Origin of the sequence: Bacillus sp. FCW2, from assembly GCF_021228595.1 — a bacterium.
Classification (GTDB): domain Bacteria; phylum Bacillota; class Bacilli; order Bacillales; family Bacillaceae; genus Bacillus; species Bacillus velezensis.
The window spans coordinates 2,544,765-2,560,335 of sequence record NZ_CP089436.1 but is presented as its reverse complement, the minus strand read 5'-3'; the positions used below and the strand labels follow the sequence as shown (position 1 = coordinate 2,560,335).

Below are 15,571 nucleotides of genomic sequence, written 5' to 3'. Positions count from 1 at the left end.
ATTCACAAGATTGTTAGTTTTTTCTGGGTGAGTGCAAATCAAGTCACGTTACAATATACATACGCAACGTGACTTTCTTCGAGGTGAGCTCATGAATATTCTCTCTGTCCGAAAATCTGATAAAGAACTTCTTTCCCGCGAACTGCATGAATTGCTGGAATCGATCAGTACGAAAAGGAAAATGAAAAAACACACTTATTTGTTTCAAGAAGGAATGGATGCAAAAGAGCTTTATCTGATTCAATCAGGACTCATTGAAATCGGCAAGCTGACGTCTGACGGAAAAGACCTGACGCTTAGAATCTGCCAAAAAAACGATATTGTCGGGGAATTGACGCTATTCACAGATGAGCCGAGATATATGCTCAGTGCGAAAGTGTTAGAGGATGGCGAGGTGCTCGTCATTAATAAAAACAAGCTGGAAAAGGAATTGATCCAAAACGGTGTTTTGACGTTTGAATTTATGAAATGGATGAGCACCCATCTTCGAAAAATCCAGTCCAAGATCAGGGACCTGCTTCTTCACGGCAAAAAGGGGGCGCTCTATTCCACCCTTATCCGCTTATCAAACAGCTACGGGGTGGAACGAAGTGACGGGATTCTGATTAACATTGTGCTGACAAATCAGGATTTGGCTAAGTTTTGCGCGGCGGCAAGGGAGAGCGTCAACCGCATGCTGGGAGACCTCCGCAAACAAGGGGTTATTTCGATAGACGAAACCGGAAAAATTATTTTGCACAAGCGGGACTATTTACGATGCGAGATCGAGTGTGAAAATTGCCCGCTGGAGATTTGCAATATTGACTGAAAAAACAAGGGCAGCCGGTGTCCTTGTTTTTCAGCTTGTGATACATATACACATGACGGCGAAAAAGAAGCCGGCATTTACGATTTCCAGAATGCCGATCGTTTTCACCGGCCAGTCTCTTCCATGAAAAAACCAGGCCCGCAGACTGCTTGGGATAAAAGCGAGAAACGCCCAGCCTGCCCCGAGAAGAGCCGATAAAAAGGGGAGCAAGAGGTGATATCCCCATGACCAGTATGCAAAGGTTCTGTTTTTTCTCTCCCGTATGACCGACTTCACATAAAAAGAACTCCCGACAAAAAATAAAGCGGATTGCAAGAAAATAAACCAAGCCCAGCCGTCAAGGGTTCCCGTTCCCAACCAGCAGCTCACAAGCCCGCCTGAACAAAAGAACAGAACACCCGCAATATCATTCGTGAGCGCCCGTTCGTTTTTTCGGCGGGCATAATGCGTATGTATGAGAAACAGCGGCAATAAAAAAACGCCGATCCAGACGAGCTGCGGCTTATGAAAGACAGAAATGATCAAAAAGCAGCAGGCCGGAAAACCGTAATACCATATCCACTTTTGATAAGGCTGAAGCTGTTTCTTTTTCAAAGCGAGCGAAACGGGATAAACCGCTAAGTATAGGAAAAGCCAGCCCAGAAAGAGCGGAATATGCCAGAAAACCGGGCCTCCCTTGACCATGCCGAGTAAAAATGGAATCAGCAGCATCGCCCATGCGCCGTGCTGCTTCGGAATCATCGCCTTCATCGAAACCCTCCTTTTTATTTCATTATAAGTGCAAATACTTTCCTGATAAGTGACTTTTATCATACAAGCTGTGAAATACATCACTGCCGCGCGGGCTCAATCGGGCTACACTAAAGCTATCCTTAGCACAGGAGGCTTCCCTATGAATCAGTGTGACTATTTATTGTTTCTGAAACAACTTCCTATGTTTAATGAAGTGCCTCTGTCCATTGTCGAAACCTTGCTGAAAAACGGGACGTTTATCCGCGGCTCATCTGACCGGTCTCCATCCTTTCTTCATTCACAATCCGTTTATATTGTATTAAAAGGCAATATCCGTTTTACGGACAGCAGGCTCCCTGAAGGGTCGCAAACCGTTGCGCTGTGGGAAAAAGGCGATGTGTTTCCGATTGATGAAAAAGGCGGGCTCTATTTATCGCCTTTTATCTCAGTCAATGCCTCACCGGATATTCTGGTACTTCATATTCCATATTCCATATTTAAGCAAATGATGTCTTACCATCCGCGGCTGCAAATGAACTTTTTGGCGATGCTTCAGCAAAATGTCTTCTGTTCCTATCAGTTGTTTTTGCGGTATCTGCATACATCACGGGATGAAAACGCCGAACCCGGTTCTTAAACAGAACCGGTTTTTTTGATGACGCGGGCGTCCCCATATCGTTTGAAAATCCTTCCTGCTGCTCTGTGTGAACGTTTTGTGAAAAAAGCAGAGTGTGTGACATAGTTCACAAGTTGATGCGCCGTCTCTGTTTATAGTGTACATAGCATCACCTGACTCGGAAGGAGTGAACGATCATGAAGAAAAAGAAAATGAGTCCGTTGCTCAGGAGATTAAACTATTTTTCTCCTATCGAACATCATTCAAATCATCATAGCCAAACGACAAGCGAAGATCGTGATTGGGAGAATGTATACAGAAACAGATGGCAGTACGACAAAGTCGTTCGCTCCACCCACGGCGTCAACTGCACGGGTTCTTGCAGCTGGAATATTTATGTGAAAAACGGAATTGTCACGTGGGAAGGACAAAACTTGAATTATCCATCAACAGGCCCTGATATGCCTGATTTCGAACCGAGAGGCTGTCCGCGGGGGGCCAGTTTTTCTTGGTACATCTACAGCCCGCTCCGTGTGAAATATCCATATGTGCGCGGTGTGCTGATCAATTTGTGGCGGGAAGCATTGCAGGCGCATCAAAATCCGCTGGATGCCTGGAAATCGATCGTTGAAAACCCTGAAAAAGCGAAGTCCTATAAACAGGCAAGAGGGAAAGGCGGTTTTGTCCGCGCGGAATGGCCGGAGGTGCTGAAGCTGATTTCAGCCTCTCTGCTGTATACGGTGATGAAATACGGGCCTGACCGGAATGTCGGTTTTTCCCCGATCCCGGCGATGTCCATGATCAGCCATGCGTCAGGCTCGCGATTCATGTCGTTAATCGGCGGCCCAATGCTCAGTTTTTATGACTGGTATGCGGATCTTCCGCCGGCGTCCCCGCAAATTTGGGGCGACCAGACGGACGTTCCGGAAAGCAGTGATTGGTACAATTCCGGCTATATTATCACATGGGGCTCCAACGTTCCGTTAACGAGAACGCCTGACGCGCATTTTTTGGCGGAGGCCCGCTATAAAGGCGCTAAGGTCATTTCGATCAGTCCCGATTTTGCGGAATCCTCAAAGTTTGCGGATGACTGGCTGAGCATCCGGCAGGGGACTGACGGGGCGCTTGCGATGGCGATGGGGCACGTCATTTTGCAGGAATTTTACGTGAACCAAGAAACTGAACGTTTTATTGAGTACGCGAAGCAATACACCGATTTTCCATTCTTCGTCACTCTGTCAAAAGAGAACGGCGTGTATACAGCCGGGCGGTTTCTGCATGCGAAAGACATCGGGCGGCAGACAAAAAATGATCAGTGGAAGCCGGCGGTCTGGAATGAACAGACAGGTGCGTTTGCCATACCGCAAGGCACAATGGGCTCCCGCTGGGACGGGCAGCAGAAATGGAATCTGCATATGATCGACGAAGACACCGGGGAACCGATTGAGCCGCGTCTCTCCGTGCTCGGAATAGAGGACGAAATCGGCTCAGTGCGCATTCCATATTTTTCAAATGACGGAAACAAAGTGCTCGAGCGGAATCTTCCTATTAAAAAAATGAACCTGAACGGTGAAGAGACGTACGTCACGACCGTGTTTGACTTGATACTGGCTAACTACGGCGTAAATCGGGGCATCGGCGAACAACAAGCTGTCTCCTATGATGATCCTGAGCCGTTTACGCCTGCCTGGCAGGAACAAATGACAGGAATCAAAAAAGAAGCTGTCGTTAAGATTGCCAGGGAGTTTGCCCAAAATGCGATCGATACAGACGGCAGATCCATGATTATCGTAGGGGCGGGGATCAACCACTGGTTCAACTCCGACACGATTTACCGTGCGGTGTTAAATCTTGTTTTACTCGTAGGCGCCCAAGGCGTAAACGGCGGAGGCTGGGCCCATTACGTGGGGCAGGAAAAGCTCCGTCCGGCTGAAGGGTGGCAGACGATTGCAACCGCAAAGGACTGGGAAGGCGTGCCTAAACTGCAAAACGGCACCTCATTTTTCTACTTTGCGACAGATCAGTGGCGTTATGAGGACCAGCCGATCAGTGACTTGGCTTCACCGATCGCCGCGTCATCCCGCTACAAGCATCACGCCGATTACAATGTGCTGGCGGCGCGATTAGGGTGGCTTCCGTCTTACCCGACATTCAATCAAAACGGCATTGATCTGTACAAAGAAGCTGAGAAAGCGGGGGCGGCGACACCTGAAGACGTAGGTGCGTACGTGGCCTCACGGCTTCAAGAGAAAAAACTGAAATTCGCGATTGAAGACCCAGACAATGAAGTGAATTTCCCAAGGAATCTCTTCGTATGGCGGGCAAATCTGATCTCAAGCTCAGGGAAAGGGCATGAATATTTTCTCAAGCATCTGCTGGGGACGACAAACGGTTTGATGAATGACGACAGCGACAGCATCCGCCCTGAAGAAATCAAATGGCGGGAGCAGGCGCCGGAAGGCAAGCTCGACTTGTTAATCAATCTCGACTTTCGAATGGCGGGTACGGCGCTGTATTCCGATATCGTGCTGCCGGCGGCGACATGGTATGAAAAACACGATCTCAGCAGCACGGATATGCACCCGTTCATTCATCCTTTCGCTCCGGCCATCTCGGCGCCGTGGGAATCGAGGTCAGACTGGGATATTTTTAAGGCACTGTCAAAAGCCGTTTCCGATCTGGCGGAAGAAGTCGAGATGGAGCCGGTGAAAGAAGTGGTTGCGACGCCGCTCCTCCATGACACCATGCAGGAATTGGCCCAGCCATTCGGCAAAATCAATGACTGGAGCAAGGGCGAATGTGAAGCCATTCCGGGAAAAACGATGCCGAACATCCAAGTCGTTGAACGGGATTACAAACACATTTTTCATAAAATGACCGCACTCGGTCCTAACGCTGCTTTAAAGCCGAGCGGAACAAAAGGGATGAGCTGGTCAATAGCCGATGAATATGAATCACTCAAAAAGAGACTGGGAGAAATCACCTCAGACAGCGTGGCAAAGGGATGCCCGAATATAAGTGAAGCGAAGCAGGCGGCGGAAGCGATTTTAACCCTGTCGTCCACCTCAAATGGAAAAGTCGCCGTGAAAGCATGGGAATCGCTTGAACACATCACAAACCTGAAGCTGAAAGACCTGGCGGAAGAGCGCGAGGAAGAATGCTTTACGTTCGAGCAAATTACAGCCCAGCCGAAAACGGTCATCACCTCTCCGGCCTTTACCGGTTCAGAAAAAGGAGGGCGCAGGTATTCGCCGTTTACGACGAATGTGGAAAAATTAATTCCGTGGCGGACGCTGACCGGCAGACAATCCTATTATGTCGATCATGAACTGATGATGGAATTCGGTGAAACGATGGCGACATTTAAACCGATCCTTCAGCATCGTCCGTTCCTAAGCAAACGGCCTGATCAAGAGGGCAAAGAAATCGTCCTTAATTATTTGACGCCGCATAATAAATGGTCCGTCCACAGCATGTATTTTGATTCTCTGCCGATGCTGACGCTGTTCCGCGGCGGGCCGACCGTGTGGATGAATAAAGATGACGCAGAGGACACGGATATCAAAGACAACGATTGGATTGAATGCTTCAACCGAAACGGCGTTGTCGTCGCGAGAGCGGTTTTGTCTCATCGGATTCCTAAAGGAATGGCGTTTATGCACCATGCCCAGGACCGCCACATCAACGTGCCCGGCACAAAGCTGACGAATAACCGCGGAGGCACCCATAACAGCCCGACAAGGATTCACGTCAAGCCGACACAGATGATCGGGGGCTACGCCCAGCTCAGCTACGGCTTTAACTATTACGGCCCAACGGGGAATCAGCGCGACCTGAATGTCGTCATCCGCAAGCTGAAGGAGGTCGATTGGCTTGAAGATTAAAGCGCAAATCGGTATGGTCATGAACTTGGATAAATGCATCGGCTGCCACACGTGCAGCGTCACCTGTAAAAACACGTGGACAAACCGTACCGGTGCGGAATATATGTACTTCAATAATGTAGAAACAAAGCCGGGCATCGGCTACCCGAAGCAATGGGAGGACCAGGACAAATATAAAGGCGGCTGGACATTGAAAAAAGGAAAGCTCGAGCTGAAATCCGGCCCGAAAACAAACCGGCTTGCAGGCCTTTTCTATAACCCGAACCAGCCGTCGATTGATGATTACTATGAACCTTGGAACTATGATTATGAAACATTAACAAACAGCCCGCAGAAAAAACACCAGCCGGTGGCGCGCCCGAAATCGTCCTTAACGGGGGATTTCATGAATATCGAATGGGGCCCGAACTGGGAGGATGATCTCGCGGGCGGGCATATTACGGGTCTTGAAGATCCAAACGTGCAAAAGATGGAGGAATCGATCAAAACAGAATTCGATGAGGTCTTTATGATGTATCTGCCGCGTATTTGCGAGCACTGCATCAACCCGGCGTGCGTGTCATCCTGTCCGTCCGGCGCCATGTACAAACGCGAGGAGGACGGCATTGTGCTTGTGGATCAAAACGCATGCCGTTCATGGAGATATTGCGTCTCATCCTGTCCTTATAAAAAAGTCTATTTTAACTGGCAAACGAATAAAGCGGAAAAATGCACACTCTGCTTTCCACGCTTGGAGGCGGGGCTGCCGACTATTTGCTCTGAAACGTGTGTCGGCAGAATCCGCTATCTCGGCGTCATGCTGTATGACGCGGACAAAGTGGAGGAAGCGGCCTCTGTTGAAAATGAAAAGGATCTCTACCATTCCCAACTGGACGTTTTTCTTGATCCGAATGATCCTGAGATTGCCAAATTGGCAAAAGAACAAGGCATCCCGGCTGAATGGATAGAGGCCGCGCAGCAATCGCCGATCTATAAAATGATCATTGACTGGAAGATTGCGCTGCCGCTTCATCCTGAGTACCGCACACTGCCAATGGTGTGGTACATTCCGCCGCTCAGCCCGATTATGAATCTCTTTGAAGGAAAAGGCAGTCGGCAAACGGCGGAAGATATTTTTCCGGCTATCGACCAAATGAGAATTCCGATTGACTATTTGGCGCAGCTATTAACGGCGGGGGATACGGATCATATTCGGTCCACGTTAAAGAAAATGTCTGTCATGCGCCAGTATATGAGGGCGGTGCAGACGAATAAATCCATCGACCCGGCATTGATCTCCAGTGTCGGTTTAACAGAACAGCAAATTGAAGACATGTATCGGCTGCTGGCGATCGCCAAATATGATGACCGCTTTGTGATCCCGAGCAGCCATCGAGAAGAAGTGTCAGATTTATATGCTGAACAAGGGAGCTGCGGCTTATCATTTTCAGGCGGCCCCGGCTCCTGTTTCTAACTTTTGATAAATGAGGTGTAACAAGATGAACACCACAGACCGGCAAATGACGTTCTCCGCTCTTTCCACTCTTCTCTCTTATCCGGATGAAGAGTGGAGAGCCGAGATTCCCGATTGGAAGGCTCTTATCCATGACATCACCAATCAGCAAATCCGTGAGAAATTGCTGCACTTTTTAGAGGCGGCAGCCGGCTTTTCTCCGCAAGCGCTGATTGAACACTATGTGTATACGTTCGATTTCGGGAAAAAAACGAATATGTACGTCACCTACTTTAACTCAGGCGAGCAGAGAGAGCGCGGCATCGAATTGCTGCATTTAAAAAACACATACGAGCAATCCGGTTTCCTGCCGACAGAGAAAGAGCTGCCTGATTATCTGCCGCTGATGCTGGAATTTGCTGCGGCTGCAGAAATTGAAGCAGCGAGAAGCGTGTTTGAGAAATATCTGTCCAATGTGAGGGAGCTGGCATCCCGTCTCGAAAAAAATGACAGTATATACGCTGAACTGCTGCACGTGCTGCTGGCCGCGCTTGAAAACATCGGTGTACGTGAAAGCATTGAAGAAGGGGCTGTTCAGGCATGAGCGGGCAGATCCTCTGGGGTATTATGCCATACATTGTATTGACAATCTTTATCGGCGGCCATATTTACCGCTATCAGCATGACCAATTTGGCTGGACGGCGAAATCAAGCGAGCTGTTAGAAAAGAAAAAACTCGCCGCGGGCAGCACACTTTTTCACTGGGGACTGCTGTGCGTTGTCGGCGGGCATGTCATGGGGATTCTGATCCCGGAAGGCGTGTATGCTTCCCTTGGCATTTCAGAGCATATGTATCACAAAATGGCGATTGGCGCTGGCTTGCCGGCGGGCATTGCGGCATGTACCGGACTTGTCATCCTGACGTACAGAAGGCTGTTTGACAAAAGGATCCGCAAAACCAGCTCGCCATCCGATATCCTTACGCTTCTCCTGCTGCTGTTTATGATGCTGTCAGGCGTTGCGGCCACGTTTCTCAACATTGATTCGAAAGGATTTGATTACCGGACCACAGTCGGGCCGTGGTTCAGGGAAATCGTTTTGTTCAGGCCTGACGCCTCTTTGATGGAGAGTGTCCCGCTATGGTTTAAGTGTCATATCATCATAGGGTACGTCGTTTTTATCCTCTGGCCGTTTACAAGATTGGTTCACGTGTTCAGCCTGCCCCTCAAGTATTTAACCCGCAGCTATGTTGTCTATCGGAAACGCACGTAAAAATCCCCCCTGGAAGAGGGGGATTTTTTATGGTGAAAAAATAAAAACATAAGATATTTTCTGCCAAGGTAATGGCTGGGCGGCGGGGATTCCTGTTATGTTTTATTTGGAAATAACATCAACAAAAGGAGAGTGAAGAATGAAGCGGATTTTCCTCATTTTAGCCGCCTGTCTGATGACAAGCGCCGGCGTCCTGACACTCAGACATTCTCATGTATTAACCGGCGGTACAGCGGGACTGTCACTAAGCCTGTCATACGTGTTTCATTCCTCGTTTGCGATGATCTTCTTTCTGATCAATATCCCGTTTTATATATTTTCTCTCATCAGAATGGGAATCAAATTCACTCTATCCACCGTTTTTGCAGTCACAGCGCTGACTCTGTTTACCGGCGCGGATCACTGGCTGCCGCCGGTTTCTGTTTCACCGCTTGCCGGGGCGATTTGCGGCGGGGCGCTGATCGGGTTCGGCCTGTCGCTCATGTTTTATCATCAGGCATCGCTCGGCGGCGCCAATATCCTCGCTTTATTTCTGCAAAAGCGCTGCGGATGGAATCCGGGTGCCGTTAATTTTCTCTTCGATTTTGGCGTCGTGCTGGCCGGCATTTTTTCCGTCGGGTTGCTGAAAGGGCTCTTCTCCTTAGTGTCGATAGCGGTCACCGGTCTGATCATCGGCATCTTCAAAAATAAAATCAAAGGCAGCTGCTCGCTCAATCCGGCATTGCTTCAAAACATCACACCCGGCCAATCACAGGAAGCGTCATCATAAGCCTTTCCGCTCGTGCGGAGAGGCTTTTTCATATGTTTACAAGCCGGAAAACAGAGGGTATACAGAGATATCGGATCAGATGGGAGAGAGTCGGGATGCTGAAAAGGAGACTGGAATTTTGCTTTTTATATATGATGCTTATCGGAGCATATGTCATATGGTTTTTTCCGGTTTCCAGGCTTGAGTTTTACGGAGGGGTGCTTTGCTATGCAAGCATTATTTTGTTCAGCATCTATTCGTTAATTCTTGAAAACCGCACCTCGCAGCACACGCTGTTATGGATTCATATTCTTGTGTTTTTTCCGATCGCCGGGTACTTATTTTACCTTTTTTCCGGCCAGCTTTATGAAAAAGGCAAGCTGTTCAGGTCGAAACGGACATACAACCGGGAAAAGCTGAGAACGATATTTGATATGGAACAAACTCCCGATCTGACCGGGCTGAAAGGAAATCAGAAGCGTTTCTTTCAATATTCAATCAAAGCGTCCCATATGAATATCAATACAAAAAGCAGGCTGAAGGTGCTCAAAAACGGGGAAGAAACATTTCCGGAGCTGTTTGAGGCGCTCCGGGAGGCTGCGTCATTTATACATATTGAGTATTACATGTTCAAATCAGACATGCTCGGGCACAAGATGATGGACATTATGATGGAAAAAGCGCGTCAAGGCGTGGAAGTGCGGTTTTTGTTCGACGCGGCCGGCAGCCTGAAGCTGGCCGGAAAAGATATTAAAAAACTGAAACGCGCGGGCGTGAACATCGTCCCGTTTCTGCCGCTGAAATACGGTTTTTTCAACCAAAAATTCAATTTCAGGAATCACCGCAAGATCGTCATCGTTGACGGGAAAGTCGGTTTTGTCGGCGGGCTGAATGTCGGCAAGGAGTATATCGGCAAAGACCAAGATGTCGGCTTTTGGCGGGACACCCATATGAAAGTCGAAGGAGAAATCGTTCAGACGCTCCACAGCATTTTTATGCTTGATTGGGAATACGTTTCAGATGAGGTGCTGATTGATCAGAAAGCATATACCCGCCCGGTTGCGGCAGAAAGCGGCGGCGTCTATCAAGTCGTTCCGACAGGCCCCGATATGAAGGAGCGGATGAGCGATCTGTATTATGCCATGATAGCGGCGGCCGAATCGTCTGTATGGATCGCGACGCCTTATTTCGTGCCGAATGAGCCGATCCGCACAGCGCTAAAGGAGGCTGCTGCCAGGGGCGTCCGGGTGCGTGTCATGGTGCCGGAAACCAATGACGGATTTTTAACCCAGTACGCGACGAGATCGTATTTCCCCGAGCTTCTTCGCGAAGGAATCGAAGTCTATTCCTATCAAAAAGGCTTTATGCATCAAAAGGTGCTCATCACTGACGGAAACCTCGCCTCTGTCGGGACGGCGAACATGGACATGAGAAGCTTTCAGCTGAACTTTGAAGTCAATGTCTTTTTTACAGATCAAGAGGCGGTCAAAGATCTTGAAGCGCATTATCTGGAGGATATGAAGGAGTCTGAAAAAATCAGCCCCGTCCGGTTCTATAAGCGCACATTATGGGAAAGAACGAAGGAATCCTTCGCTCGGTTATTTTCCGGCGTTTTATAAAAAACGCTTTTAAAACTCCTTGTGTATAGTATAATTGAGAAATATTATCATTAGGAACGAGGCACAAGGAGGACGGAATCGTGCTGCGACAATTTTTTTCTTATTATAAACCGTACAAGAAGCTGTTTTTTCTCGACTTCTTTTCTGCCATCGCCGGCGGATTGATGGAGCTGAGTTTTCCTCTGATTGTCAATTACTTTATCGATACATTGCTCCCGGGGCGGGATTGGAGTCTGATTATTTTGACTTCTGCGGCTTTATTCGGGGTCTACGCCCTCAGCTCGGCGCTTCAGTATGTTGTGACGTATTGGGGCCATATGCTCGGCATTAACATTGAAACCGATATGCGGAAAAAGCTTTTTGACCATCTGCAAAAGCTTTCGTTCAAATTTTACGATAACAACAAAACGGGCAGTTTAATGTCCAAGCTCACCAATGATTTGATGTATATCGGAGAAACCGCCCACCACGGGCCTGAAGACCTGTTTATCGCGATCATGACGATTTTGGGCGCGTTCGGTGTGATGCTGTTCATTAACTGGCAGCTCGCGCTGTTGACCTTTATCATTATGCCGGTCGTCATTTGGCTTGCTTTGTATTTTAATAAAAAAATGACCTCTGCGTTTACAAAACTGAACAAAGACGTCGGAGACTTCAGCGCGAGGGTTGAAAACAATATCGGCGGCATCCGTCTTGTTCAGGCTTTCAGCAATGAAGCGTTTGAAACGCAGCGGTTTGATGTGAACAATAAGCGTTTCCGCAAAACAAAGCTGACGTCTTATAAAATCATGGCGAAAAACGGCTCGATCAGTTACATGCTGACAAGATTCGTCACGCTGTTCGTCCTGTTGTGCGGGACATGGTTCGTGATCCGCGGATCGCTATCTTACGGGGAATTTGTCGCTTTTGTGCTGCTGACGAACGTTCTGTTCCGTCCGATTGATAAAATCAACGCGATTATTGAGATGTATCCGAGAGGCATTGCCGGTTTTAAAAGCTTTATGGAGATACTGGAAACGGAGCCTGATATCAAGGACGCCCCGAACGCGAGACATGTGTCCGGTTTAAAAGGGAATATCCGCTATGATCGTGTGTCATTCGGTTACGAAGAAAACAGTCCGGTTCTGTCGGGAATCAATTTGTCCATTCATGCCGGGGAGACAGTCGCATTCGTCGGGCCTTCGGGAGCGGGAAAATCAACGCTGACAAGTCTGCTGCCGCGCTTTTATGAGCCATCTGAAGGCGTGATTTCCATCGACGGCATCGATATTAAGGACATGACGCTGTCATCATTGCGCGGACAAATCGGCGTCGTCCAGCAGGATGTCTTTCTGTTTTCCGGCACATTGCGGGAAAACATTGCTTACGGGCGGCTCGATGCGTCTGAGGAAGAAATCTGGCAGGCCGTCCGCCAGGCGCATTTAGAGGATTTGGTAAACGGGTATCCCGACGGTTTAAACACGGTAATCGGCGAGCGCGGCGTGAAACTGTCAGGCGGGCAGAAGCAGCGGCTTTCCATCGCCAGAATGTTTTTGAAAAACCCGTCGATCTTAATTTTAGACGAGGCTACATCAGCCCTCGATACAGAAACGGAAGCCGCCATTCAAAAATCGCTGCAAGAGCTGTCTGAAGGACGCACAACGCTTGTGATCGCCCATCGGCTGGCTACGATTAAGGATGCGGACCGGATCGTCGTCGTCACGAAAGAAGGCATTGCTGAACAAGGTCATCATAAGGAACTGCTGGAATCCGGCGGCATGTATCAGAGACTCCATCAGGCGCAATTCGGCGAGCTGATACATCAATAAAAGAAAAAGGATAGACAAAAGGGGCCGGGCAGCCTCCTGTCTATCCTTTTTTTATGTAGTCCGTATTTAATGGGCTTCTTTTTGCGCAGGTTCGATGATATGTTTGAAACGGTCAACAAGCTGCACCGCTTTCTTTCCTTCCACTACAATTAAGTATTCTTGTTCTTTATGGGCCATTCTGAACGTTTCCAGCTCAATGATATCTTTGATTTTGCACATCGTTTTTTTAGAGTAGATATACAGCTCGTGGCCTCCCGTGTGGCAAAGCTGATAAAGCTGAAGCATGTTTCGTAAAGTGAACTTCTTAGCGGCTATTTTCAAAGATGTAATGTTTTTCATATGTTTTCTCCTCCGTCTGATGGTCTGTTATTTCGGAAATTCCCCATATAAACGGGTGATAAACCTGGTTATGCCTTCCACTTCAGCACTCCGCCCGCCAGGCGTTTGACTCCGCGGATGGCGCTTAATTCTTCGACGAGCCGGAGCAGCGCCCGGTCTTTCTCTTTCGCCTCAATCATAAAGTCGATGTCCGTATCCCATTGTCTGAACCGCTCCAGCACCGGCAGAATAAAATTCGCATCCACATAGTCCGCATGACTGCGTACGGCTGATTCCGATTTTGGCGAGGAGAGATGGACCTTCGGCTTTAAGCCGATCCGCTGCCATGTTTTGATCATCCGCGGAAGAATGTCATCTAAATCAGCGTCATCGGTCGGATTGGCGTAAAAATGGTGATAATCAAACACAAACGGAATGCCTTCTTGCTCACAAACACTGAGTGTTTCCTCGGACGTATACGTTTTATCATCGTTTTCCAAAGTCATCCGCTGTTTGATGACATCGGGAAGTTCTTTCAGATTCACTCGGAAACGGCCAAGCGCGCTTTGTTTGTCACCGTAAGCGCCTCCGACATGGATGTTGATGACGGAACGGTCCGCGATGCCCATTGCGTCCAGCATGTCATAGTGATAGGCCATATCCTTGACCGCATTTGCGGTAATCTCCTGTTTCGGGCTTGTAAAAAGCGTGAATTGGTTCGGATGAAAGCTCGTTCTGAGATCATATTTTCTGACCAGCCCGCCGATCTCACGGAACTCCTGGCGAAACGGCGTAACAAAATCCCACAGCACATCCGGATGGGTGGCGAGCGGCACAATCGAGCTTGAGAACCTGTACAGCGGAATGCCGTGGCTGATCACATAGTGGATGGTGCGCAGTGTATTGGTGAGATTTGCTTTCGTCACAGAAAGCAGGGCGTCTTTCCGCTCACTGCGGGAAAGCTTGGTATAGCGCGCATATGTTAACGTTTTGGCGGGGGACGCGTTCCAAAGGCACATGGCGTTTGCGACGAATCCGAATCTGAACAGCATATGGTTTCTCCTTTATAAAAAGTAAGATATGGCCTTTCCCAGCCATTCTGCAGGAAGCTGTCTGACGGAGCGCTGTTTCACTTTTTCTAATGTGAGAAGCTCGGATTTTTCGATGTCCTGCTTTATGGTTGAAAGCACTTCCTTTGTAAAGGCTTCATCATGAATGATGACATTCACCTCTTCATTCCAGAACAGGCTCCGTTTATCAAAATTCGGCGTGCCGATAATGCTGATGCGGTCATCTATAATGAAGGCTTTGACATGATAAAAGCCTTGATAATACCGATAGATGAGGCAGCCGGCCTTCAGAAGCTCGGGATAATAAGTAAAAGCTGTTTCCCGAACGAGCGGGTGGTCTGACTTCATCGGCACGATCAAGATGACTTTGACGCCTTTTCGGCAGGCTGAAATAAGCGCTTCCTGAAGCTTTTTGCTCGGTACATAATAAGGCGTGCCGATAATGATTTTTTTCTCCGCCTTACGGATGCAGTTTTCATAATGCGATTCAAGCGAAAACCCGTCAGATGCATATGTCCTATGTGAGATATTCCCTTCGGATAATGCCGGATAAACCCCGGGTGATCCGGGTGTTTTTCCGGTGTTTCGTTTCAGGTCGCTTACAAAAAGAGTCTGAAGATCCGCCGTGCCTTCGCCGGTCATCCGCAGGTGATAATCCTCCCAGTTTCCGAACTTCGCTTTTTTGCCGAGGTACTCTTCAGCGATATTAAAACCGCCGACATAGCCGATTTTGCCGTCAATGACGGTCACTTTCCGGTGATTCCGTTTTTGCAGCCTGAAAAATAGAAACGGAAATGCCGGTTTATTTAGAAAATGAACGTGAACGCCGGCTTTTTTCATCGTTTGAATAGAAGGCTTTTTCACTGGGCGGCTGCCCGCCCAATCGAGCAGCAGATATACGGAGACGCCGGCCTGGGCCTTTTCTTTCAATAAATGAAACATCTCATGGCTGACTTGGTCGTTCTTCATAATAAAAAACATCATATGAATAGAGGAGACGGCTTGGCGGATATCAGCCGTCATCTGCCGCACAAGCTCGCTGCCGCAGTGAATGAGTGTGATATCACTCTTTTTCGGGTCAAAAACGGGCTCATACGCCTGTTTTTTGTACGCCGCCCGGCCAAGCAGCATATCAAGCAGCATAAGTGCGATCAATATGATAAAAATGACAAGCAACACAAAAATGACCTTCATACCGACGCTCCTTTCCGAAGTATTCGTAGTGTGCCCTGAGAATGTGAATTTAATTATTGACTGAACACTC

Annotated in this window: 13 protein-coding genes; 9 read left to right on the top strand and 4 right to left on the bottom strand. The window is 48.4% G+C overall.

Going from position 1 to position 15,571, the window contains the following annotated elements; translation table 11 throughout:
• Positions 1–91 precede the first annotated feature (91 nt).
• The gene (locus K3G25_RS12880) at positions 92–808 is read left to right on the top strand and encodes a fumarate/nitrate reduction transcriptional regulator Fnr (protein WP_007407631.1); all 717 of its coding nucleotides are present in this window, start codon (positions 92–94) and stop codon (positions 806–808) included.
• 30 nt (positions 809–838) lie between these two features.
• Here the strand turns inward: K3G25_RS12880 and K3G25_RS12875 are convergent, their stop codons facing one another.
• Positions 839–1,558 carry a YwiC-like family protein gene (locus K3G25_RS12875; RefSeq protein ID WP_029972875.1) on the bottom strand — a complete coding sequence of 240 codons (720 nt, stop codon included), beginning with the start codon at positions 1,556–1,558 and terminating at the stop codon, positions 839–841.
• 142 nt (positions 1,559–1,700) lie between these two features.
• Between K3G25_RS12875 and K3G25_RS12870 the strand changes: the two genes are divergently transcribed.
• The 8 genes from K3G25_RS12870 (at position 1,701) to K3G25_RS12835 (ending at position 12,919) form a co-directional block, all read left to right on the top strand.
• Positions 1,701–2,177, top strand: coding sequence for a cyclic nucleotide-binding domain-containing protein (locus K3G25_RS12870; protein WP_029972874.1), 477 nt, complete (start codon positions 1,701–1,703; stop codon positions 2,175–2,177).
• Positions 2,178–2,353: 176 nt separating this feature from the next.
• Positions 2,354–6,040 (top strand): nitrate reductase subunit alpha, encoded by a 3,687-nt coding sequence (locus K3G25_RS12865; protein ID WP_232489337.1) that lies wholly within the window; start codon positions 2,354–2,356, stop codon positions 6,038–6,040.
• Positions 6,030–7,493, top strand: coding sequence for a nitrate reductase subunit beta (gene narH, locus K3G25_RS12860; RefSeq protein ID WP_100262063.1), 1,464 nt, complete (start codon positions 6,030–6,032; stop codon positions 7,491–7,493). The genes K3G25_RS12865 and narH overlap by 11 nt, the downstream gene beginning before the upstream one ends.
• 25 nt (positions 7,494–7,518) lie before the next feature.
• Complete coding sequence (gene narJ / locus K3G25_RS12855; RefSeq protein WP_232489336.1) at positions 7,519–8,076, top strand: nitrate reductase molybdenum cofactor assembly chaperone; 558 nt, start codon at positions 7,519–7,521, stop codon at positions 8,074–8,076.
• A complete protein-coding gene (narI, locus tag K3G25_RS12850; protein ID WP_209387685.1) occupies positions 8,073–8,744 on the top strand; it encodes a respiratory nitrate reductase subunit gamma in 672 nt (223 codons plus the stop codon). Before narJ ends, narI begins: the two co-directional genes overlap by 4 nt.
• 139 nt (positions 8,745–8,883) lie before the next feature.
• Positions 8,884–9,513: a YitT family protein gene (locus K3G25_RS12845; protein WP_110124404.1), complete on the top strand. Its 630-nt coding sequence runs from the start codon at positions 8,884–8,886 to the stop codon at positions 9,511–9,513.
• A gap of 95 nt (positions 9,514–9,608) precedes the next feature.
• Entirely contained in the window at positions 9,609–11,111 is a 1,503-nt protein-coding gene (gene cls / locus K3G25_RS12840; RefSeq protein WP_232489335.1) for a cardiolipin synthase, read from the top strand.
• 80 nt (positions 11,112–11,191) lie between these two features.
• Positions 11,192–12,919: an ABC transporter ATP-binding protein gene (locus K3G25_RS12835; RefSeq protein ID WP_232489334.1), complete on the top strand. Its 1,728-nt coding sequence runs from the start codon at positions 11,192–11,194 to the stop codon at positions 12,917–12,919.
• 66 nt (positions 12,920–12,985) lie between these two features.
• Here K3G25_RS12835 and K3G25_RS12830 read toward each other — a convergent pair whose 3' ends face one another.
• The 3 genes from K3G25_RS12830 to cls (K3G25_RS12820) all read right to left on the bottom strand — a co-directional run bounded on the left by K3G25_RS12830 (position 12,986) and on the right by cls (K3G25_RS12820) (position 15,501).
• The gene (locus K3G25_RS12830) at positions 12,986–13,258 is read right to left on the bottom strand and encodes a hypothetical protein (RefSeq protein ID WP_003151087.1); all 273 of its coding nucleotides are present in this window, start codon (positions 13,256–13,258) and stop codon (positions 12,986–12,988) included.
• Positions 13,259–13,326: 68 nt separating this feature from the next.
• A complete protein-coding gene (uvsE, locus tag K3G25_RS12825; protein ID WP_232489333.1) occupies positions 13,327–14,289 on the bottom strand; it encodes a UV DNA damage repair endonuclease UvsE in 963 nt (320 codons plus the stop codon).
• Between the two features lie 12 nt (positions 14,290–14,301).
• A complete protein-coding gene (cls, locus tag K3G25_RS12820; RefSeq protein ID WP_021494801.1) occupies positions 14,302–15,501 on the bottom strand; it encodes a cardiolipin synthase in 1,200 nt (399 codons plus the stop codon).
• Between the last annotated feature and the right edge of the window lie 70 nt (positions 15,502–15,571).

Excerpts from the sequence above, each read along its gene's own strand:
- K3G25_RS12880 (WP_007407631.1), top strand. The coding sequence starts at position 92 with ATGAATATTCTCTCTGTCCGAAAATCTGATAAAGAACTTCTTTCCCGC.
- K3G25_RS12875 (WP_029972875.1), bottom strand. The coding sequence starts at position 1,558 with ATGAAGGCGATGATTCCGAAGCAGCACGGCGCATGGGCGATGCTGCTG.
- K3G25_RS12870 (WP_029972874.1), top strand. The coding sequence starts at position 1,701 with ATGAATCAGTGTGACTATTTATTGTTTCTGAAACAACTTCCTATGTTT.
- K3G25_RS12865 (WP_232489337.1), top strand. The coding sequence starts at position 2,354 with ATGAAGAAAAAGAAAATGAGTCCGTTGCTCAGGAGATTAAACTATTTT.
- narJ (WP_232489336.1), top strand. The coding sequence starts at position 7,519 with ATGAACACCACAGACCGGCAAATGACGTTCTCCGCTCTTTCCACTCTT.
- narI (WP_209387685.1), top strand. The coding sequence starts at position 8,073 with ATGAGCGGGCAGATCCTCTGGGGTATTATGCCATACATTGTATTGACA.
- K3G25_RS12845 (WP_110124404.1), top strand. The coding sequence starts at position 8,884 with ATGAAGCGGATTTTCCTCATTTTAGCCGCCTGTCTGATGACAAGCGCC.
- cls (WP_232489335.1), top strand. The coding sequence starts at position 9,609 with ATGCTGAAAAGGAGACTGGAATTTTGCTTTTTATATATGATGCTTATC.
- K3G25_RS12830 (WP_003151087.1), bottom strand. The coding sequence starts at position 13,258 with ATGAAAAACATTACATCTTTGAAAATAGCCGCTAAGAAGTTCACTTTA.
- uvsE (WP_232489333.1), bottom strand. The coding sequence starts at position 14,289 with ATGCTGTTCAGATTCGGATTCGTCGCAAACGCCATGTGCCTTTGGAAC.
- cls (WP_021494801.1), bottom strand. The coding sequence starts at position 15,501 with ATGAAGGTCATTTTTGTGTTGCTTGTCATTTTTATCATATTGATCGCA.